The following is a 21,076-nucleotide window of genomic DNA, read 5'->3' as shown; positions in this document are numbered from 1 at the left end:
GTTCCGTACGGACTTACAATAGTATCATCGTCTTTCTATCACATAAATAATTAACTATCAAATATTAGCAGTAAAAACACTTTAAATTGGTTACAATAAACAAATGTTAAATTTATTGAGATTCAAGGCTAGGCGAAAATGGCACTAGTATGGCTTCTATGAAAAAAACAGATAATGTATTCAGAGACTGGATAATATGAAAAAATTTAGCCCTCCTTTATAAATAAAAGAAGAACCACATTATCTACAATATTTCTACCAAGAAAGCGCCATAGACTTATTCCCACAAGGCTTGAAATCCAATAAGGCATTACCCGAAACAGAGTCTCTCATGACACTCTCCACCCATCACTCTAACACAAACAAGTCTTCTGCTTAGAATAATACCGATTTATTTGGGATTAAATCCTATCAAAACATTCAATATACAAACATAAGACAAACTGGATAAGGGCGGGCAAACCCCGCCCCTTACCATGCTACCAAGATAATTTTATAAACTTATTCTCCCACGGAGCAAAACTCAACGGATTCCCCGAAACTGGGTCTCCTACGACATCACAAACCGTAGTTTTCACAAAATTAATTTTATCTGAAGCTACAGAGAAAGTAGCGGGCTTCCCGCCTATCTCACGCAATTGAAGCATAACAGCGTTCTCGCCTTCCACAGGCCTCATGTTTACCAACAACAAGTTCTCCGGTACGATCTTGAAAATGGAAGCCGATTGGAGAGGCTCCACCTTTTTATCTCCGGCAGGCAAAACACGGGTCAAGAACGGAATCCGGTTTTCCCAAGCGAACTTAGTCGCATACTCAATAGAGTTGTCTTTCGAAGAGTTGATGAAGTAACTCCATTGCATCTCTCCCATTTGGTCCGCATTGAAATTGGTTACCCAATAGTTGTTCATCGGCCATGAATACATATTCGTGGACTGAGGTACGGCTCCGGCCTTATACCGCCCCGTATTGATCGCCCCAAATTGCATTAATGGTATTTCTTGGCTACCCATCACGACTTGCGACTCTGCGTTACGAGCCGTAGCGAAGTTTTGCACCGTGTACCAATCGTTAGAGGAACCCGGGATTTGGTCTACACCCGCCTCGATCGATCCACCGGGTACATCCAAATGGATCTTTCCACCTTCAACCTCAAACGGGAAAGCGATATAAACCGCTTCCGGATCTGTTACCGCTTTTTTACGCAAGCGATAAACTACCTCGATTTTCTTTGTTACGTTAAATACACGGAATTCCACCATCAAATTATTCGGCTCACGTCCCGCTACTGTCTCTCCCCGGAAACGATATGTATCCCAAACATCGCCTTTCTCATATTTCTCGAAACGCATCTTCTCGGGACGACGGCGGAGGAATTGGGGAGCACGATATTGTTCCATCGGATGACGGCTATCGATAATCTCATAAATAAACTCTCCCATCTCCCATTCCGCATCCGGCGTAACCAATTGTTTGTTCAAATCCTTATCATATAATTTACGAATCGTACCTTTACGGGTATTGAAGTCGATGGCATACCAAGGATTCTCCACATGTGTCTCTTTTAATTCCGTTGCGCCCTGTATTTCCGGACGTGGCGCATCCTTTACTTTTATATAATACTGCGCATATCCCAAGGCCGGGACATCTTTCACGTAAAAGCTCCAATAGGTACCGTCGGAACGGCTTTCGCCAGCTTGTGCGGGAATTACGTTGCCAGCCGCATCCACGATCTCGAAAGCCTTGTCTTTCGGAAGAATCTGATGATCGACATAAGCTTTAGCGATACCGCTATAACTCCAGTTGAGCGTATTGAATACAGCGATAGACGGAACGTCGCTTTTAGGCACGAATGATTGTAATATACCCATAGTAGCCTCTCCCAGCAAACCGGAATGGCGATAGGCTTCCCACGCATACGATTGTTTCAAGGAGCGTTGTTCCCAAGTTTCCAGTCCATAAGCGTTACGTACGCTCTCGCTATGCCCGAAAGTATGCTCATCATAGAACAAAAGAGCTTTGTTGATGTCCTGAATCCGATCATTGATGTCTTTCGGCAATTGAGCGCCTAGCATTTTAGCAAATGACAATCCGGCTTGATTCGCGATAATATCCGAATGAGTCACACGAGATATGGCGGCTTCACGGGCACCGGAAGCGAAACCATCCGTCCACCAATCCGGCCAAGCTCCACGAATAGTCTGAATATGATCCGCATATTGGCTCTCTACCGTCTTAAAAAACTCACTGGCTACCGCCGTGCGTAATTTCGGCCATTCATACTTCTCATTCCATTTCTGTAACATCTCGCAACTTTTAGTCGAAGGGGGCGCATTATCCGTAAGATATCCCGAATGCTGCACCGCTAATATATCATACGGATAATTTTTCGCTTCCATTTCACCTAAATAAGTTAAAACACGCTCCTCAAACTGGTCAAAGTTATCTGTATGAATCCCGAAAAAATTACCATAGTGATAATGCTCCGCACGATAAGTCAAGACCTTCTTCCCAGAAGGTGATTCCCACCAAAACACCGTAGGTTTATCAAAGCAGATCAACGCTCGATGACCATGGGTTCCCATATTCACATATTTCACGCCGGCATCTGCGAAATACTCGCTGAAACACCAACCGATACCATTCACGTCGTCTTGCATCGCAACCTCGGCACGCATCCCATTTTCTCTAAATTGCTTGATCGGATAAAGGGAAGCGGCAAGTGTCTGCTCATCCGGTAATTCGTCAAAATTCAAGAACATCGTAGCTAATTCAATACGGCCCTCTTTTACCCGTTGCTTCAGGCGAGCGATCTGTTCCACAGGACGACATTTCAAATATTCGCTAACCGCCCAAGCGATCTCGCAAGTCCAACGGAACTTAGCGAAATCCGGATAATTATCCGTAGCGTCACAATAATCCAACGCATAATCAATGTATCGAAGCTGTTCTGCCAAGATTTCCATTTGGGAACGGGTATAACCGATATCCGTATGGGTGTGTTGCACCATATTCATCTGCCAATGTCGAACCGGTTTTACGGTCACCGTAGTTTCCTCTTTCTCTTTCCCACTTGTCAACGTCAACGGTAATTGGCGAGTCGTGCTAACCTCGGGTATCTCGATTCGGAATACATTATCCCCGGACACCAGTTTCTCTTTATGGCTTTGCTCGCCTAAATGGATCGTCACTGTAGAAGGTTCTCCTTCATGTTTTACGGAGATCTCGACCTTTTGGGTCAGTCCGTTTTTCGATTTATAAACCGCCGGTAATACACGGCTCTTGACATCCGATAATCCCGGAGACGCATGAACCGACAATGTCCCGATCAACAAAGCCAATCCTGCTGATAAATAAGTTCTTTTTTTCATCTTATCGTGTTTTTATTGATATAAGTCCTATATACAACATACATATTAATAATAGCATCAAGCCGGCTACCTGTCCGAACATATCGGCTATGCCTCCCATACAAGGCGTAATCAAAGCGCCTCCTGATACACCCATAATCATCAAGGCCGAGACCTCGTTCGATTGCTCCGGCCGATGTTCCAACGCAAAAGAGAACAGGATCGAAAACACATTCGAGCAAGCCAAGCCAACCAGTACGATCATAACGCCCATGCCCCACAAGCTATCCGAGATAAGCAATCCTACGAAAGCAAGGATAGCGATAAGCATGCTTCCCCTTAAGAAGGGTCGTGACGAGATCCTCGCCAGCAATATAGCCCCCAGGAAAGAACCTCCGGTACGAGCGGCGAAATAAAGGCTACTCCCTAATCCAGCCTCTTGCAACGGCATGGATAACTTTTCCATCAATAGCTTAGGGATCGTCGTATTCAGACCGACATCGATCCCGACAATACACAGAATCCCCAAGAAAAGCATCCGTATCCTAGCATCTTTACATAAAGCTAACGTAGAGGCGAACGAGGCTTCTTGCCCCTCTCCTTCCTCTTTACCCGGAATAGTCGTTATCAACCAGATGATAGATAACAAGGTAGTCACCGAATAGACAATGAATATCAACTTCCAATCTCCCCAGAAAGAAGAAGCTATACCTGCAATAATCGGCCCTAAGAAGGAAGATACCGCCTTAATAAACTGCCCTAAAGTAAGCACGCTCGTTACTTTATCCGGATTTACCACCCGCGCTACCATCGGATTCAAGGACACTTGCAAGATCGTATTTCCAATTCCCAGCAAAGCGAACGCAAACAAGATACAAGCAAAGTCATAGAAGAATAGAGGTATCAGCATCGCCAAGGTTGTGATAGCCAAGGCTACGACCACCGTATTCCTACGCCCGTGCCGTCCCATCCAGATACCGGTAGGGACAGAGAACAGGGCGAACCAAAGAAAGACCATCATGGGCAATAGGTTCGCCAACGTATCGGACAAACCAAAGTCCATCTTCACATAATTCGTGGCAATTCCCACGACATCCACGAATCCCATCACGAAAAAGCCGAAAAGGATCGGGAATATAGCGGAGTTCGTACTTTTAGTTCTCATATCGATCTTTTGGTTGGTTACCCATTTCTAAAACCAAATGTCCACCTTGAACAATCTCCGAGAAAGGAATACGAGTATCCGTCAATGGTTTCCCGTTTAAGTCCATGGATTGCACGTAATCATTTTGCTTACTATTATTACGAGTCTCGATCACGAATTCCTTCCCTTTATAATAGCGGTCATTCAGCCGGATCGTAATCTTATCGAACAAAGGACTACCCAAAGCGAAAGAAGGCGCTTGATCCGTCAAGCCTTTCATATCGAATAAGCCTAAGGAAGAGATCACGTACCAAGCCCCGAGCTGGCCTTGATCCTCATCTTGTCCGTAGCCATAACCGTGGATGCCATCCGTACCATAGAACTCATTCAAGATCGCCCGCACCCATTTTTGCGTAAGCGAGGGACGACCGGCCTCGTTGAACATCCAAGAGATGTGCAAACAAGGTTGATTTCCTTGGTTATACAAGGTTTGCAAACCGGCGAAAGCCCCTACTTCCGTGCCTCCGCTAAAGATTAATTTACGAGACACCGTGAAGATACTATCCAACCGATGGTTAAACACGTCCGCACCTACTTTTGCGACCAAGCCTTTCGCGTCGTGCGGTACATAGAATGTATATTGCCAAGCGTTACCTTCTTGGAATCCGCGCCATACTTGCATCGGATTGAAGTCCTCGATAAACGTACCATCCTTCTTTTTAGGACGGACAAAATTACAGGAAGGGTCATAGATACGCTCCCAGCCTTTCGATAAGTCCATCAAACGGTTATAATCGTCCGTCTTACCCAGTTGCTTCGCCCATTGGGCCACGGCCCACGCACTATAAGCATATTCCAAGGTATGGGAAGCGGAAAACATGAAAGCCTCGTCCGGCCCGTCCCCTTTATCCAAATGAGGTACATAACCATATTCCACGAAATAACGGGTATCGATCTTTCCCGCGCCCAACGGACGATTCTCCCCATCCAACTCATTCTTCAAGCAAGCCTCATAAGCCGTATTCACATCGAAATCCCGGATGCCACATTGATAAGCGCCAGCGATAATCGTACTTAATAAATTCGTACCAACCCCGGAGACATAACGGCTATTAGCGATTCCATCCGCCAGCCAGCCGGCGTCCTTGTACACCAACAAATGGCTACTTATATAATCCGAATAATATTCCGGATAGGCCAAAGCCCAAACCTGTGTCAGATTCCATTGCGCTCCCCAAGCGGCATCGGTATTGTATAAGTTATGTACCGGTTTCCCGTCTTTCAAAGGGATTTGTCCTACCGAGCCATCATTTCTCGGATAAGCGCCATTCACATCGCTAGCTAACCCACGCCCCAATAAAGCGTGATACAAACCAGTATAGAATTTCACCTTATCCTCTCGCGCTGGAGTCTCTACCCGGATACGTCCCAAATATTCTTCCCATGTTTGGCGAGATATTTCCCTTGCCTCGTCAAACGTAAGGGTAGCGGCCTCAGTCTCCCTATTTAACCGGGCATTCTCCACGGATGTATAGGAAAGACCTACTTTAGCGGTTACCGACTCTTGATCTTGGGTACGGAATGTCAGATAAAGTCCGGCCCCCACGCCCGTCGCTTTCCGTTCATCCGGACGGATATCCGCTCCGTTGAAAGCGCCAAATCCAACGGGAACCTTGTCCAGCACCGCCGAGAAATACAAAGGAACCGATGCCCCGGGTTGATATTTCCTCACATATTCAGGCTCGGTAATCACCCAGCCCTCGATATGCCCGTCTTCCGTAAAAGTAATTTCAGCATCCCGTACAGCTCCGCTCTCTCCTTGACGGTTTCCTATATCGAACAAGATATGGCTATCCTCCCCGGCCGGAAATGTATAACGCTGAATAGCGACACGAGGGGTAGCGGTAAGCTCCGCACAAATCGAGTAATCTTTTAGGAGAACGGAATAATAACCGGCGGTAGCGATCTCGTCCGTACGGTCAAAACGGGAACGGTATCCTATACCTGTCGAGTCGTCTACCGCCCCGGGAATTGTTTTCAATGGACCCGTCGTAGGCATCAGTACGATTCCACCGATCTGAAACTCATGCAAGCAGGGGAAACCCTCGATCGATTGATCCCGATAATCGTAACCGGTCGCCTCCCAACCGGATTTATTCCCGATATGCCCGTTCGTAGAAGGAGCCGACTTGGCCATACCGAAAGGCATCGCTCCCGGGGTAAAATGAAACCAACGGCAATGCGCCGTACCGATCCGAGGTTCTACATATTGGCTAAGCTCTTCTTGCTGAACTTTCTTGCCTTGTGTCACACAGGATGTGAAGAAAGCACACGCAAACATCAGGAACCATACAGGTCCTATACTATATTTTTGTCTCATATTCCTTTAGATAGATGGTTTAACGCAAAAACATAAGCTCCCATAGCGATCGAGCGATTAGCACCTTGTTTACTTACGGTCACCCCTATCCGTTTACAAGGATCATACCCTACCTTGCGATTGGTACCCGGAATGGGTACCTCGACAGCTCCTCCTTTAGCGAAATCAGCGAAACTCTCCGCATCCTCCAAAAGATAAGCTTTCATTTGCAATCGGCCGAAACGACTTCCATCCATCATACCGGTAGATGAGTTCAATTCTTTCAACAAAGCAGGGAGAATATATTTAGAAGCCCCCGATAGTCCACCACCGATCACGATGATGCCATCGATTAAAGTAATGGCAGACGCCAACGCATCCCCCGCTAGCTCCCCTAATTCGGAGAAAGCCGTAATAGCAGCCTCCCGGTTACCCGGGCAAATACCCTCGGCAATCTCAAAGATCTCTTTCGGAGTATGCACTCCCGTATCACCGGATCGTTCCGCATATACTCGCATGACCGCACGTATGCTGACACTCTCCTCTACGATATACTCCGGATATTTCTTATTCCGAAAACACCAGATATCTCCTCCTGCCGCATTATCTCCCAATAGAAGCTTTTGATTAATGACAACCCCGGCACCAAAACCGGTACCCAAGGTGACTCCCAGCAGGTTCTTATATTGCTTCATGCTTCCTGCCTCCCGCAAACGGCGGTTTATATCCGGAAGGGCTCCGGTTAACGCTTCTCCATATGCGAATAAATTCCCATCGTTATTGATAAATACCGGTATCCCGAATATATCTTCCAGAAACGGTCCTAACGCTACTCCACCCCGGAAAGAGGGGAAGTTGGGTAAATCGCCTATGATACCGGCTTGATAGTCTGCCGGACCGGGAAAAGCGAAACTGATAGCGACCGGAGTTTCCGGCAAGCCTGCCTGAATTGCCTTAAAACCCTCTACCAAATTGCCTAAACACTTATCTAAACAATCCGCGCATGCCGGAAGAACTACCGGATCGGCTATCTCTTTTCCTCCTTGGATGGCAGAGAAAACAAAATTCGTTCCTCCCGCATCCAATGTCATTACTATTCTATTGTCATTTGTATACATCATATATTCCTTTTCTTTATTTACCCATGTTCCGCCAGTGCCACCGTGGTGGCACAGCCGTGCCATAGGGTTGGCATTGGCGTGCCATCAAGGGTGGCACAGTTGTGCGATGCCTATGGCACGGTGATTATTGCCTAAATCGTACGTAAGCTTTTATAGTACCACAGTATTTACCTACGGACGATCCATACGGGCGGATCGTATATTCACCCACGCAAGCCGGAATGATAAAAGTCTCCGCGTAATGAACGATGAATGGTTCAAAAGCGTTTGTCGGACTCTCCACGATCAACTCATCTCCCTTGATTACATTCAGCACTTGCACCCCTCCATTCGTATTGTGAGGCACGATATCCGTGAACCAATGACGGCGGGTCTCGATGAACTCGTTCTCATGCAAGCCGGTCCGCTCCTCCCGCCAACCGTCTCCCTCGGCGATCATCTCCACTTGGTTGATCAAGTTATGACGGACAAACTCCGTTTGCCGCTCCCATTGGATCACTTTCGAGCCGTGGCCGATATTAATCGGTCGAGGCAGTCCGTCCAATCCCAAGCGGCCCCAGTCCCAAAGCTTAAAGGTAAAGATACTTGGGGTAGCGCTAATCTCCAGCACCATGGCACCGGCTCCCGAACAATGGACCGTTCCGGCGGGGATCAGATAATGATCATGGCGTTTGGCAGGCCATTTGTTGACATATTTCTCCGTATCGAAAGGCTTTCCGGTCTGTTGGGAGTCGTTTAGGGCAGCGATCATCTCGTCCGGATTTACACCGGTTTTCAATCCCAGATAAACGGTAGCGTCCTCCTCGGCATCCAGCAGGTAGTAGCTCTCGTCCTGCGTATAATAAATCCCGAACGTATCCCGGATATATTGGGTGACCGGATGCACTTGCAAACTTAGGTTTCCTCCTCCCATCGTATCCAAGAAGTCGAAACGGATCGGGAAATCTTGTCCGAAACGAGCCTCGACCGGCCCGCCCAGCAAGTCTCTCGTCTTATAGAATACCAAGTCATTGGAAGGGATCTCAAACAGCTCTCCGGCAACTTTCAGGTATAAACTATTTTCCTCGGGCACGCAATCAAAACACCAGCCGAAGTTATCTTGCTTTTTATCCAGATCACAGACCTCTTTCATCCATTGGCCGCCCCAAGGAGCCGGATCGAAGAAAGGTACTACCCGGAACGGAGTATGCGCCGTTTTCTCCAACCCTTCTTTCAAGATCTCCCCGGAAATCATCTTAGGTGTTCCGACGATATGGGTATCCAACCAATAATCGACCTTGGGAAGGACTTTCTTCTTCAGATTATCGCAAACAATCCAATCAATAAAATATCCTCGCTTATAATGGTACGACGGGGCTTCCTCCCGGTTTTCCACTCCTAGCCCGTTCACCTCTTTTCTACGGGAACGCATCTGGATCTCCCAACGAGCCATATCCGCGTAGATCAATTTGTCCGGAGCGGGAACGATCTCGGCGGCGGCGTGGCCATAAACGATTGTCCAGCCTTTTTCATCACGCAAGGACTCCCGGCAGGCGTTCACCTTCTCCTCATCCAAGAAATCCGTATAAGAGAAATGAGCCCGGCGGCCAAACAACCGGTCATCCGTCAGATAAGGATAGGTCATCGCCTCTATATCTTCTGCCGATTTAAATAAATCTCGCGTATTGATAAAACGATCGGGCGCGAGTGCTTGCAGTTCACGCATCAACTCCTCGTGATGAACCCCTTGGTAGCATTCCACCACCCAAACTTGTGATCCATTCGTTTCTGCATGTATCTCCGCCAATCGCTTCCGTATCGATTCCCAGCCTTTCCACAAGGTACCGTCTACAACGGTGGCCGGCATTTTATCATAATTACTTTTTCTCATCTCTTTTGATATTTAATATTGCACGCTTGTATTTAACTCTTATTTTTCTCTGCCCAATCCCTTAATAATTCAATCGCCTTAGATAACACTCCGGCCGATCCTTTAAAGTTTCCGGAACCACTAGGAATACCTCCTTTACCATACCATTCGTAGAATCCGTTATTTTGGATCACACGCTCGATCATCGGATGGATCTCCGCATAAGCCTCCTCAACCATACCGTTTACGACAAGCTGCTGGATCATCCGACCGCCAAACCATGTCCAATCCCCGCCATTCTGATACAGATAAGCCTTTGACATTCCTCCATGGAAAAAACCATCCGGATACACGGGATATAAGGTAAGACCAATACTCGACATACCCGACAGGCGAACATTCTCAAGCATCTGGGCATTTACGGTACGTATCTCGTCTTCCGTTAATAAGCCAGCCTCTATAGCGACAGCCGTCCCACCATGATAATGAATGGCCAGCTCGTCGAATCCTTCCGGTATCGGCGATTTCTCAGGATAGATATGAGGAATGAATTTCTGTCGCTTCTCGTCCCATAAATGAGTCCGTACATTCTTGGCGATTCCCTCCCGTAAACTTCTCCAACGGGGAGCTTGCGGAGAATCGGGAGCCATCTCCAATAAATAATCTAAAGCGATAAGAAACATAGCGTTATCATATACGTCAATGGCCGGATCGGATAGCTCATTCATGTCACATCCGAAATCATCGTTCGGCTGTACGTCGCCCCAATCAGCGGTCATCGCTCCATAAAGCAATCCATATTTCTCATTATATCGTTCCCGCATCAGATAATCTACCATTGCGTTCATTCGCTCGAGAACGGTCTTCCCGGCAACTTTCTCATTCAATATCTCCCGATCACCCGTCTTACGAATGTATTTACCTGCGATCTGAATCAAGGAAGACTCTTGGTCCGTCTCTACCGTATTCTTAAAAGCGACATGTTTCGGGGCGGCATTCGAATAATAAGGCGTATCATCATACCATGTAAAATCTTCTTTCAGCACATAACCATCGATCATCTCATCATTCGGCTGTTGAAGAGCGAAAAACAATAAGATAGCTTCCCGCAGTTCGTGTGGATCACTCTCCTCGCAAGCGATCTCTATAAACGTATTCATATCACGAGCCCATATCTGGGAATAACCGCTGCCCGCGTTAAAACCATTGCGGATGGTAGCACGAGCCATACTATCGACCTTCAACAAATTCGTATCAGACAATATCTGATTGGCCAATCGCTGTCTATCGGTTAATCCCGTACAAGACAAAAAAGATACAAATACAAAAGAAACTACAACTAGAATTTTATTCATGGCATTATGTTATGATTTATGTCGGCAAAATTATTTCAATAATCCAGAAAGGAATACTACATTTGTTCCGATTTACTTGTACAATCTTATGATTTATAGATCATGGTCAAGATAAAAGAAGGATTTAAGGGAGAACGGCTCGTTTCTTTACCCGAGGAACTATTGGCAAGCTACCGGAGGGAACCGCTCATCAATAATTTATATGTACGCAAGATCGGTTTCTTCCCACGTGTTAAATATCATTTTCTCCAAAAAGAACATGGCTGTGACTACGCCATGCTTATTTATTGTACGGAGGGAAAAGGATGGTATCGTATCCTCGGTAAACAATATACCGTGGAGAAATACCAATATATCATCATCCCTCCCGGTATCCCCTACTCATTCGGGGCAGACGAGGGAGATCCATGGACTATTTACTGGTTACACTTCCAAGGGAAGCTTCGCGATCAATTCCTGCCGTCGCATCCGGTTCCGGTCACTATTTCGCCGAATGAATATTCCCGTTTACAAGATCGGTTACGGCTGTTTGAGGAGATATATAGCAGTTTCTCCATGGGATATATTAAAGAATATATGATTTATTCCTCCATGTGCCTTTACAATTTTCTGGCCTCTTTCATCTATCTGGAGCAATTCCGCCATATCATGATTCCCTCGCAAAAAGAATATCCGTTCACGGCACGGGTTATTCATTATATGCGTGAGAACATCCAGCAGAATCTTACCTTGAAGGAATTAGCGTCTTATTTCAAATATTCCCCTTCTCACTTCTCGGCTCTCTTCTTTGGCGAGACCGGGGTCTCGCCCATGAATTACTTCATACGCTTGAAAATACAGAAGGCTTGTGAATATATCGAGCTAACGAATATGAAGTTGAATGAGATCGCCACGCATCTGGGATTCGAGGATGCCGCCTACTTCTCGCGTACGTTTACGAAAGTTATGGGTTGCTCTCCTTCCGTTTATCGTAAAAAGGAGATGGAGATATAGAATTCGTTTGGATTTCTAGTATTTCTCATGAGAATAAAATATATTTGTACAATAGATATTTAAACGAACATAAAGTAAGTAGTTACTATGATAGACCTAACACAGTTCACCCCTTGGACTCTCTTTACGGATCTTGGATTCATTTCGATACTTCTATTGGTTGGCAAATTCATACGAGTCAAGGTAAAACTGATACAACAATTATTCATCCCACCCAGCTTGATCGCGGGCTTGCTAGGACTGGCGTTCGGACCTAATGGACTGGGGTGGATTCCGCTTTCCAATGACTTAGGTACTTATGCGGCTATCCTTATCGCCTTGGTGTTCGGCGCGTTGCCTTTATCTTCCCCGAACGTCTCCATGAAAGAAGTAGCGAAACGAGTCGGGCCGATGTGGGCGTACGCTCAGGTGGGTATGTTATTGCAATGGGCATTAGTAGGCTTGTTCGGATTGTACGTGATCAAGCTGATCTGGCCGGACCTGAATGACGCTTTCGGCATTATGCTGCCGACAGGCTTTTATGGCGGACACGGCACGGCCGCCGCTATCGGGTCCGCGTTCGAGGGATTGGGCTGGGACGAGGCTCGCAGTTTAGGCATGACAACCGCTACCGTGGGGGTTATTTGCTCGATCATCGGAGGTTTACTGATGGTCAAATGGGCGGCCAAGCATAAACAAACCGCTTTTATCTCGGATTTCGACGATCTACCGGACGAGCTGAGAAGTGGGTTGCTGCCAGAGGATAAGCGGGATTCCATCGGAGAGGCTACTACTTCCTCCATATCCATCGATACGCTGACTTTCCATGTGGCTTTGGTATTTGTCGTGGCTTTTTTGGGATATATGGTTAGCCAAACCGTAAAGGTGTATTATCCGGTATTGGAGTTACCTGTTTTCAGTTGTGCCTTTATCATTGGATTAGTATTAAAGAAATTCTTCGACGCGACAACCATATCCAGATATATCTGCCCGCAGACGACCCAGAGGCTGAGCAGTTCCTTCACGGATATGTTGGTAGCTTGCGGTGTAGCGTCTATCAAGCTAGGGGTGATCGTAAAATATGCCTTGCCGCTTATCGTACTCATCATAGCGGGCGTGGCGATCGTCTGGTGCATAACATTCTTCTTAGGAAGAAGATTAGCCAAGACCTTTTGGTTCGAGCGCATGATTTTCGCTTGGGGATGGTGGACCGGCACGATGGCCATGGGCATCGCCTTGCTGCGGATCGTCGATCCGAAACTTTCCAGCAAAGCGATGGATGATTACGCGATGGCTTACCTGCCTATCGCTCCCATAGAGATCTTATTGATCACCTTCGTCCCCATCCTTTTCGTCAACGGATTGGGAGTTTGGTTGCTATTAGCCTGCTTGGTCCTTTCCCTACTGATCTTGCTACTGGCGTGGAAGATGGGATGGTGGATTACTCGCTCTTGATACTATTTACCGGGTTCTCGTTCGCCGCTTTCCAGTTCTGGAAGCTTACGGTCAATAATGTGATTACGGTTACGATCAATAAGGCGATTAAGAATACCCACCAATGAAGCGGAGTCTTATAAGCGAAACCCTCGAGCCACATCTTCGCGCCCTGCCAAGCGATCGGCGCCGCTATCACGAAGCAAATACCTACAATCCTCAGATAGGCCTTATTAAACATCAGCAGGATCTCCCCTACCGTAGCTCCATGTACCTTGCGGATACCTATTTCCTTACGGCGGTATTGAGTCTCGAACACCACTAAGCCAAATACCCCGACCAAAGAGATAATAATCGCCAGTAAACTAAAGACCGTAACCAGATCGCGCAGGTTCTCCTCTTTCCGGTAAAGATGATTAAAGATCTCATCATAGAACTCGATATTGAACGGATAGGAAGGGTCTAATTCTCTCATCGTCTCCTGGATGTGTCCTACTACGGCATGAATGTCCGATCCGGCTTTCAAGCGGATATAAGAGATTGGCAAAGAATAACCAAAGTTTCCGACCAAGAAAGCGATATTATCCTCTCCACCACGAAGCGAGGTGAATTTCACATCGTCGGAGAAACCGATAAGATGACCGGAAGAATAGCTATCGAACGCGTCACCCACTTGCATATCCAACCCCTCCATCGCCGTACGATTGAATATATAAGACACATGATCCGAAAGTTCGTCCGCCTTTGAGAAATCTCTCCCTTCTATAACCGGAATCCCCATCACCCGCAAGAAATTGGAAGATGCTATAATTATGAAATACTGAAAGTCCTTGCCCTTATAACTACCGCCATTCGTGTTATACCCGTCCTTAGAGCCCACTTTCTCCATAGCGAAAGCTACATCCTCGATCCCCGGATTCTCTTTCAAGCGATTCACATATGTATCGTGATGCTTATTGTACATTGTCTCATTCAGCTCCACGATAGCTACCTGATCCTTATCGAATCCTAAAGAGAAATTCCGCATATAACTATTCTGGATTTGTACAAAGCAAGCCCCGATAATCAACACGATCGAAACAACGAACTGGACACAAATCAATGTCGTACGTAACTTACGCCCGGAAGGAGATAACCCGAAGCTGCCCTTCAGCACCAAGGCCGGAGGAAAAGAAGTTATATAATAAGCAGGATAAATACCCGCCAGCCAACCGATAACCAACGCTACGATGCCACACAAGAAAACGATCGGAAGATTTGAGACCAAACTCAAATCGGCCTCGATAAAAGGTAGCGCTTCCGCCCAATCCAATCCCCAAACGATAACGAGACTTACCAGCCATGCTATAAAACTAATAAGGGCTGCCTCTATCAATAAAGATCTGCGCAACAAAGTATCCGAACTACCCAATACCTTCTGCGTATTGATACTTTTGATTCGCAACGGAGTCAGAGAAGTGCTAAAGTTCGTGAAGTTAATAGCCGCGACAATGACGATCAGAAGAGCTATACCGAACAATAAGGCCGTGACTTCCTTGTTTCCGCTCCGGAATGTACCACCGTCTTGCGTCTCATTCATATAATAAATATCAGTCAGCGGAACGAGCCGGATCTGTTCTCCTTCATGGTAAATCTTCTTGAAATCAAAATGACGGTTGAAATTATCGGCAACCTCATCTGCCATGGCAGGATTATCAAGCAATAAATAACAAACCCAGTTACTTGAGCTAAAATTATTGATATTATAATCCGGATCGATCGCCGTATAGACCACGTTCCGAAGCTGCGTGTTCTCCGGGAAATCCTTATAAACCGCACCAATCGTAAAGAGTTTAGCCGATTTAGTCCAGATATTTTCTTCCGCTCGCAACGTCTTACCAACCGCGGAGATGTCTTCCCCAAACAACTTGTCAGCCAAGCTTCGGGGTACCATTACTTTCTCGGGATCTTTCAAGCAATCGATATCGCCTTCCACGATCGGGAACGCGAATATCTTCGGTAAACTAGCGTGGCAGGTTGTCACGATTTCCTTAAACCCAAACGGTTGCCCGTTTCTATCCACCGAGAGATAAACACCATTTTGGCCAAAAGAAGGAGTCAACAATGTACCCGCCTCTATATGCGGGGAAGATTGGATGACAGCCTCCACAAAGGCACGGGGTAATATTGTCCCGAAAGTACCCGGAATGGTCAAGTCCACCCTAAAAATCCGCCCGGACGTAGGATGGCAACGGTCAAAAGTCCGCTCAAAATTAATCTGTATCAAAATCACGATAAAAGCGGCGAAAGCAACCGCAAGACCGGCTACGTTCAATGCGGTCGCCATTTTAAACCGCCTCAACACACTTAGAAAGTTTCGAATAATCGTTTTCATTTTATTATAGTTTCATTTATTATTCCGTTTTAATGCTATCCACCGGATTCGCGTTCGCCGCACGCCAGTTTTGGAAAGTTACCGTAAACATCGTTATTAAGGAGACAATTAATAGAGCGAATGCAAATATCCACCAATAAATAGGAGTTTTATAAGCAAAACCCTCTAACCATTTCCGTACGCCATAATAAGCCAAAGGAGCCGCTATGATAAAGCAAACGCAGACAATACGGAAATAAATCTTATTGAACATAACCAAGATCTCATGAACCGTGGCCCCGAATACCTTACGAATACCGATCTCTTTCCGGCGATACTGGGTCTCGAATATAACGAGGCCGAATATACCGACAATAGAGATAATCACAGCCAACAGGCTAAACAATAAAATCATCGTACTTAAATTCCGTTCTTGATGATATAAATGATCGAAAATCTCATCATAAAATTCCACCTCACAAGGATATGTGGGATCTAAGTGGGCTACTGTCTTACGGATATGATCCACCACGCCCATGATATCGCTTCCCGCTTTCACACGAATAAAAGAATAAAGCATCAAACGAGGTTCATTAATAACAAAACCTAATTCGGAGACGCTTTGTCGCAAGGAAGTAAATTTAACATCATCTACAAATCCGATGACGGAACCATCGGCCGATTCCTCCTCAAGCCATGGAATCCGCATGATATCATTCGGTTCCATGTTCCATTTATCCCGCATTTGTCTATTGAATACATAACTATAGTTGTTACCTCTCTCATCAGACTCGGTAGGCATCCGCCCCCCAATCAATGGAATACCCATTACTTTGAAGAAATTCCAAGAAACAGAAAGAGAAGTGAAATTAACACTCTGCTCTTTATATACACCTCCCCACGTACGATAGCTATCCTCCGATCCAAACTTCTGGGAACAGAACGCCACATCCTCTATTCCCGGATATTCTTTCAATCCACCCACGTAACTATCCTTATGGTCATGCATAATATTCCGGTTCAGCTCGACAACTACTACCTGATCTTTGTCGAAACCCAAAGAATATTTTTGCATAAACCTATTTTGTTGACGAACGAACATGGCTGATATAATCAATACGATAGAAACGATAAACTGAAAACCGATCAATGCCGTACGCAACTTCTTCCCAGAGGAAGAAAGCCCGAAAGAGCCTTTCAATACTAATGCCGGAGGGAAAGAAGTCATATATAAAGATGGATAGATCCCCGCAATAAGACCTATTATAACAGATAATACAGCTAAGCCACCTACTAAACCGGGGTAAGCAGTCAATGTCGTATCCGCTTGCACAAAATACAGCCATCCCATATGTCCTAATCCCCAAACGATAAACAAAGAACAAAGGAAAGCAAGCAAACTAATACCCACGGCTTCAAATAACAGGGAAGCACGTAATATGCCAGCAGAACTCCCCAGAACTTTTTGCGTGTTGATACTCTTGATGCGCAAAGGCGCCAAAGAGGTACTAAAATTCGTGAAGTTGATACCCGCCACAATAATCACCAGAAAAGCGATCAGCATCAGTAACCGGGCTTTCTCCGCGCTACCGCTTTTCACTAAACTTCCGCTGGAATCCTCGTTCATATAATAAATATCGGTTAGGGGGACCAGCTCGACATGTATATCTTTCGCCATATCCCCATATTGCTTCGAATAGTCAAAATGGGCATCAAAATTCTCAGCTACTTCTTTCGGGGAAGCAGAAGGATCTAGCATCACGTAACAGAAATAGTTACTACTTATCCAATTCGTCAGTGCGTAATCCGGAGACATCTCTGTATAAATCACGTTTTTCAACTGTGTGTTTTCCGGGAAATCCTTATAAACACCTCCTACGACCAAATATTTCACACCCGGTTTCGTCCAGATCCCACCATCGGGAACGATCTGCTTTCCAATTGCCGATTCCTTTCCAAATAATCGGTGAGCCATACTTTCGGGCATCAAGGCTTTTTCCGGTTCCGACAAGCAAGAAGATTCTCCTTCACACATCGTAAACTGAAACATCCGGGTAATCTCCGGATGGCAAGTTATGATCGTCTCCTTAAAACCTTGCTTTCCTTCTTTTCTTGTAACAGTCACATACATCTCTCCTATATACGGATTGATTAACGTACCAGCCTCAATATGCGGGGAAGAGTGGATAAACGCCTCTATCAACGGGCGGCAATGGATCATGCTTGCTCCATCCGGGAAAGAAAGTCCCATCCGATAAATCCGGGTCGAGTCCGGATGACAACGATCGAAGTTACGCTCAAAGCTTACTTGCATCATGATAATTAAAAACGCGGCGAAAGCGACCGCCAATCCCGCTACATTCAAAATGGTAGCTACCTTGAAACGTATTAATACATTGATGAAATTGCGTATGATTGTTTTCATAACTTGCTCTATTTTATTGATACTAAAATCGACCCAAAAAGAGTATTCCTTAAATAAGATGGCTGATATTCATTCGTTTCAAGATATTCAAAGAAACCTTGTTCAACGCAATTGTCTCAACCTCTTCCGTACGGAAAAACTTACTTAAACCTTCGATCTTAATCATGGCTGTATTTGTTTTAATTTATTATACTCAAATCCATCTAATAATATTCAAATAACGTGCCAAACTACATATTAAACTAATACTCAATAAATTAATTCTCAATTCATAAAACAGAAGTGTCCAATAATTGGACACCATTGTACAATTATTGGACACATGCTTTTCTATGAAAGCAGCAATCTGATTCTACAAAAATCTTCTATTCATTCTTAATACTATGTACTGGATTCTCATTCGCCGCACGCCAGTTCTGGAAAGTGACAGTCAATATCGTGATAACCGCTATGATAGCAAAAGCGATCAAATACACCCACCAATACATAGGAGTCTTATAAGCGAAATTCTCAAGCCATCGATGTACCACGTAACCGGCGATCGGCGCCCCCAAAACAAAACAAACACATAAGATTCGTATGTATGTTTTGTTAAACATCACGATAATCTCCTCGGTAGTAGAGCCTAATACCTTACGGATACCGATCTCTTTCTTCCGGTACTCACTATCGAATACGACCAAACCGAATACCCCTACCACCGAGATAAAGATCGCGATTAAACTAAATAAGGTAATCAATGAACTGAGGCTTCTCTCTTTCTCATAAAGTCCGTTCAATACCTCATCGAAGAAACGGACATTAAACGGATATTCCGGATCAAATGATTGAAGCGTAGTCTTGACATGTTGCATAGCCCCCCGTAAGTCAGAGCCGGCCTTTACCTTTATATAAGCGTAATTAGGTTGGTTTCCCCAATTATTAGTACCCCATACAAAAAAGGCCATAGGCGTTACCTCCGTACGGAAAGAGGCGAATTTAACATCCGGCATAAAACCGACAATCTCCATACTATCTATTAAAGATCCTATCTCCAGCCCATATTCTGTCCGGGCACGTTCGTTAAAGACAAACGTGCCATAACGTTTCGCCTTATCTTCCTCCCGGAAATCACGACCTTCCGATATTTTCACATTCATCACCTTCAAAAAAGAAGATTCAACCGGTAGACATTGGAATTGTATATCCTTATCCCGGTATTTACGTCCCCATCCCATGTATTGGTCCTGACTAGAAAGGAGCATCTCCGCATATGTAACCTCTTCGATACCGGAGAAAGATTTCACTTGGCTGGCGAAAGCATCCCGACTTTTCCGGATGTTGTTATTCATATTCGTAATAATTATCTCTTCCTTATCATAACCGAGAGGGGTGTTTTGCATATAATAATTCTGCAAATACATGAATGTAGCACCGATTATCAGACCAAATGAAGCTACAAATTGTATACCGATCAGCACGTTACGTAATTGGCGACCTTTCGGGGATAGACCGAAACTTCCTTTCAATACCAAAGCCGGAGGGAAAGAGGTCATATAATAAGATGGATAGATACCAGAAAAAATACCAGTCGCTATAGCGATAAGGGCGGTTAACCATACTAGCCCCCAATGTGCCGACAACGTAATATCCGCATCAATCAAGGATGCGATACTTGTCTTTCCCGTCATATACACCAAGAGCAGCCCTATAAAATAAGAGAAAACACTAATAAACATGGCCTCTAATATCAAAGCCAGACGGATCACAGACTCTTCGCCACCCAATACTTTCTGCGTATTAATGCTCTTGATACGCATTGGAGTAAGCGCCGTGCTAAAGTTCGTAAAATTGATGCCAGCGATCACTACGATCACGATAGCGATCGCAAACAACACCAACAAAGTTTGCTTACTGGATTTAGGAGTCGTATCATATTGAATACCCGTTGTATAATGAACATCAGGCAGTGGGTTCAAACGAATATGATACCCGCCCCAATGTTCTTTCACGGGAGTAGGATCAAAATGAGCCGCAAAATTCTCAAACAGCCCTTCAGCGTTCTTTGGATCATCTAACCGAACATAAAATACATAACTCCAGTTTCCCCATTCTTGAATATTTTCCCTCGGATCCATCCTCTGGTAAATACAGTTTTGTACAGACGAATTACGGGGAAAATCTTTATATACACCTCCAACTATCAACCTATCACCATTCTCAAATAACAACTGTTTACCAACAGCCGATCCGTTTCCAAATAATTTATAAGCCATGCTTTGCGGTAGCAAAACACTGGTCGGTTCCTCCAAGGCCGATTGATTCCCTTCTAAGAAATCAAAATCAAACACCTTTGTAAAATCTGGATAAACATTTAAGTATTGTTCCCTGAAACTATTCCGTTCGCCATTCTCTTCCACAGAGAAAAATAATGCACCATCCCATGAATTTACCAATGTCCCTGCGACAATATGTGGAGAAGATTGAATGAAGGCATCTGCCAACGGACGGCAGACAATCGCTTGCCCATCGCCATCGTTCTGTATTATTTCCACCCGGAATATTGATTCCGTATCTGTATACCCCCGGTCAAAATTCCGGTCATACTCGACTTGCATCATAATTAAGATGAAGGCAGCAAAAGCAATCGAAAGTCCTAATACATTTAATAGCATCGCCATCTTGAAACGGCGCAATACACTCAAGAGATTCCTCAAAATAGTTTTCATACGTAATTT

The 21,076-nt window shown here is 45.2% G+C and carries 11 protein-coding genes and 1 pseudogene; 2 read left to right on the top strand and 10 right to left on the bottom strand.

Features of this window, described 5'->3' with window-relative positions:
- Positions 1 to 479 precede the first annotated feature (479 nt).
- From DW205_RS16620 to DW205_RS16595, 6 genes are all read right to left on the bottom strand, one after another.
- A complete protein-coding gene (locus tag DW205_RS16620) occupies positions 480 to 3,368 on the bottom strand; it encodes a hypothetical protein (protein WP_005866414.1) in 2,889 nt (962 codons plus the stop codon).
- Position 3,369: 1 nt separating this feature from the next.
- Positions 3,370 to 4,512: a sugar MFS transporter gene (locus DW205_RS16615; protein WP_005866412.1), complete on the bottom strand. Its 1,143-nt coding sequence runs from the start codon at positions 4,510 to 4,512 to the stop codon at positions 3,370 to 3,372.
- Positions 4,502 to 6,871 carry a GH92 family glycosyl hydrolase gene (locus tag DW205_RS16610; RefSeq protein ID WP_005866410.1) on the bottom strand — a complete coding sequence of 790 codons (2,370 nt, stop codon included), beginning with the start codon at positions 6,869 to 6,871 and terminating at the stop codon, positions 4,502 to 4,504. Before DW205_RS16610 ends, DW205_RS16615 begins: the two co-directional genes overlap by 11 nt.
- On the bottom strand, positions 6,868 to 7,971 hold the full coding sequence (locus tag DW205_RS16605; RefSeq protein ID WP_005866408.1) for an ROK family protein: 1,104 nt from the start codon (positions 7,969 to 7,971) through the stop codon (positions 6,868 to 6,870). Before DW205_RS16605 ends, DW205_RS16610 begins: the two co-directional genes overlap by 4 nt.
- 124 nt (positions 7,972 to 8,095) lie before the next feature.
- Positions 8,096 to 9,841, bottom strand: coding sequence for a class I mannose-6-phosphate isomerase (locus DW205_RS16600; RefSeq protein ID WP_005866406.1), 1,746 nt, complete (start codon positions 9,839 to 9,841; stop codon positions 8,096 to 8,098).
- A gap of 32 nt (positions 9,842 to 9,873) precedes the next feature.
- Positions 9,874 to 11,175 carry a hypothetical protein gene (locus tag DW205_RS16595; RefSeq protein WP_005866404.1) on the bottom strand — a complete coding sequence of 434 codons (1,302 nt, stop codon included), beginning with the start codon at positions 11,173 to 11,175 and terminating at the stop codon, positions 9,874 to 9,876.
- A gap of 102 nt (positions 11,176 to 11,277) precedes the next feature.
- Here DW205_RS16595 and DW205_RS16590 point away from each other — a divergent pair, with 102 nt between their 5' ends.
- Together DW205_RS16590 and DW205_RS16585 are read left to right on the top strand one after the other, a co-directional pair.
- Positions 11,278 to 12,168: an AraC family transcriptional regulator gene (locus DW205_RS16590; protein ID WP_005866402.1), complete on the top strand. Its 891-nt coding sequence runs from the start codon at positions 11,278 to 11,280 to the stop codon at positions 12,166 to 12,168.
- An 87-nt stretch (positions 12,169 to 12,255) separates the two neighbouring features.
- Complete coding sequence (locus DW205_RS16585) at positions 12,256 to 13,602, top strand: sodium/glutamate symporter (RefSeq protein WP_005858025.1); 1,347 nt, start codon at positions 12,256 to 12,258, stop codon at positions 13,600 to 13,602.
- Here the strand turns inward: DW205_RS16585 and DW205_RS16580 are convergent.
- From DW205_RS16580 to DW205_RS16570, 4 genes and pseudogenes are all read right to left on the bottom strand, one after another.
- Complete coding sequence (locus DW205_RS16580; RefSeq protein WP_005866400.1) at positions 13,589 to 15,955, bottom strand: ABC transporter permease; 2,367 nt, start codon at positions 15,953 to 15,955, stop codon at positions 13,589 to 13,591. The two genes, DW205_RS16585 and DW205_RS16580, sit on opposite strands and share 14 nt — an antisense overlap.
- Before the next feature lie 19 nt (positions 15,956 to 15,974).
- On the bottom strand, positions 15,975 to 18,359 hold the full coding sequence (locus DW205_RS16575; RefSeq protein WP_005866398.1) for an ABC transporter permease: 2,385 nt from the start codon (positions 18,357 to 18,359) through the stop codon (positions 15,975 to 15,977).
- Between the two features lie 82 nt (positions 18,360 to 18,441).
- Positions 18,442 to 18,525 (bottom strand): annotated as a pseudogene (locus DW205_RS22325) (ABC transporter ATP-binding protein); the annotation flags it as partial.
- A 199-nt stretch (positions 18,526 to 18,724) separates the two neighbouring features.
- The gene (locus DW205_RS16570) at positions 18,725 to 21,067 is read right to left on the bottom strand and encodes an ABC transporter permease (protein ID WP_005866394.1); all 2,343 of its coding nucleotides are present in this window, start codon (positions 21,065 to 21,067) and stop codon (positions 18,725 to 18,727) included.
- Positions 21,068 to 21,076 lie beyond the last annotated feature (9 nt).

This window comes from Parabacteroides sp. AM17-47 (genome assembly GCF_003434625.1).
GTDB classification, from domain to species: Bacteria; Bacteroidota; Bacteroidia; order Bacteroidales; family Tannerellaceae; genus Parabacteroides; species Parabacteroides distasonis.
This window is presented reverse-complemented; position numbering and strand designations above follow the sequence as displayed.

Bases quoted from the DNA above. Each gene is read 5' to 3' on its own strand.
- DW205_RS16620 (WP_005866414.1), bottom strand. From the start codon at position 3,368: ATGAAAAAAAGAACTTATTTATCAGCAGGATTGGCTTTGTTGATCGGG.
- DW205_RS16615 (WP_005866412.1), bottom strand. From the start codon at position 4,512: ATGAGAACTAAAAGTACGAACTCCGCTATATTCCCGATCCTTTTCGGC.
- DW205_RS16610 (WP_005866410.1), bottom strand. From the start codon at position 6,871: ATGAGACAAAAATATAGTATAGGACCTGTATGGTTCCTGATGTTTGCG.
- DW205_RS16605 (WP_005866408.1), bottom strand. From the start codon at position 7,971: ATGATGTATACAAATGACAATAGAATAGTAATGACATTGGATGCGGGA.
- DW205_RS16600 (WP_005866406.1), bottom strand. From the start codon at position 9,841: ATGAGAAAAAGTAATTATGATAAAATGCCGGCCACCGTTGTAGACGGT.
- DW205_RS16595 (WP_005866404.1), bottom strand. From the start codon at position 11,175: ATGAATAAAATTCTAGTTGTAGTTTCTTTTGTATTTGTATCTTTTTTG.
- DW205_RS16590 (WP_005866402.1), top strand. From the start codon at position 11,278: ATGGTCAAGATAAAAGAAGGATTTAAGGGAGAACGGCTCGTTTCTTTA.
- DW205_RS16585 (WP_005858025.1), top strand. From the start codon at position 12,256: ATGATAGACCTAACACAGTTCACCCCTTGGACTCTCTTTACGGATCTT.
- DW205_RS16580 (WP_005866400.1), bottom strand. From the start codon at position 15,955: ATGAAAACGATTATTCGAAACTTTCTAAGTGTGTTGAGGCGGTTTAAA.
- DW205_RS16575 (WP_005866398.1), bottom strand. From the start codon at position 18,359: ATGAAAACAATCATACGCAATTTCATCAATGTATTAATACGTTTCAAG.
- DW205_RS16570 (WP_005866394.1), bottom strand. From the start codon at position 21,067: ATGAAAACTATTTTGAGGAATCTCTTGAGTGTATTGCGCCGTTTCAAG.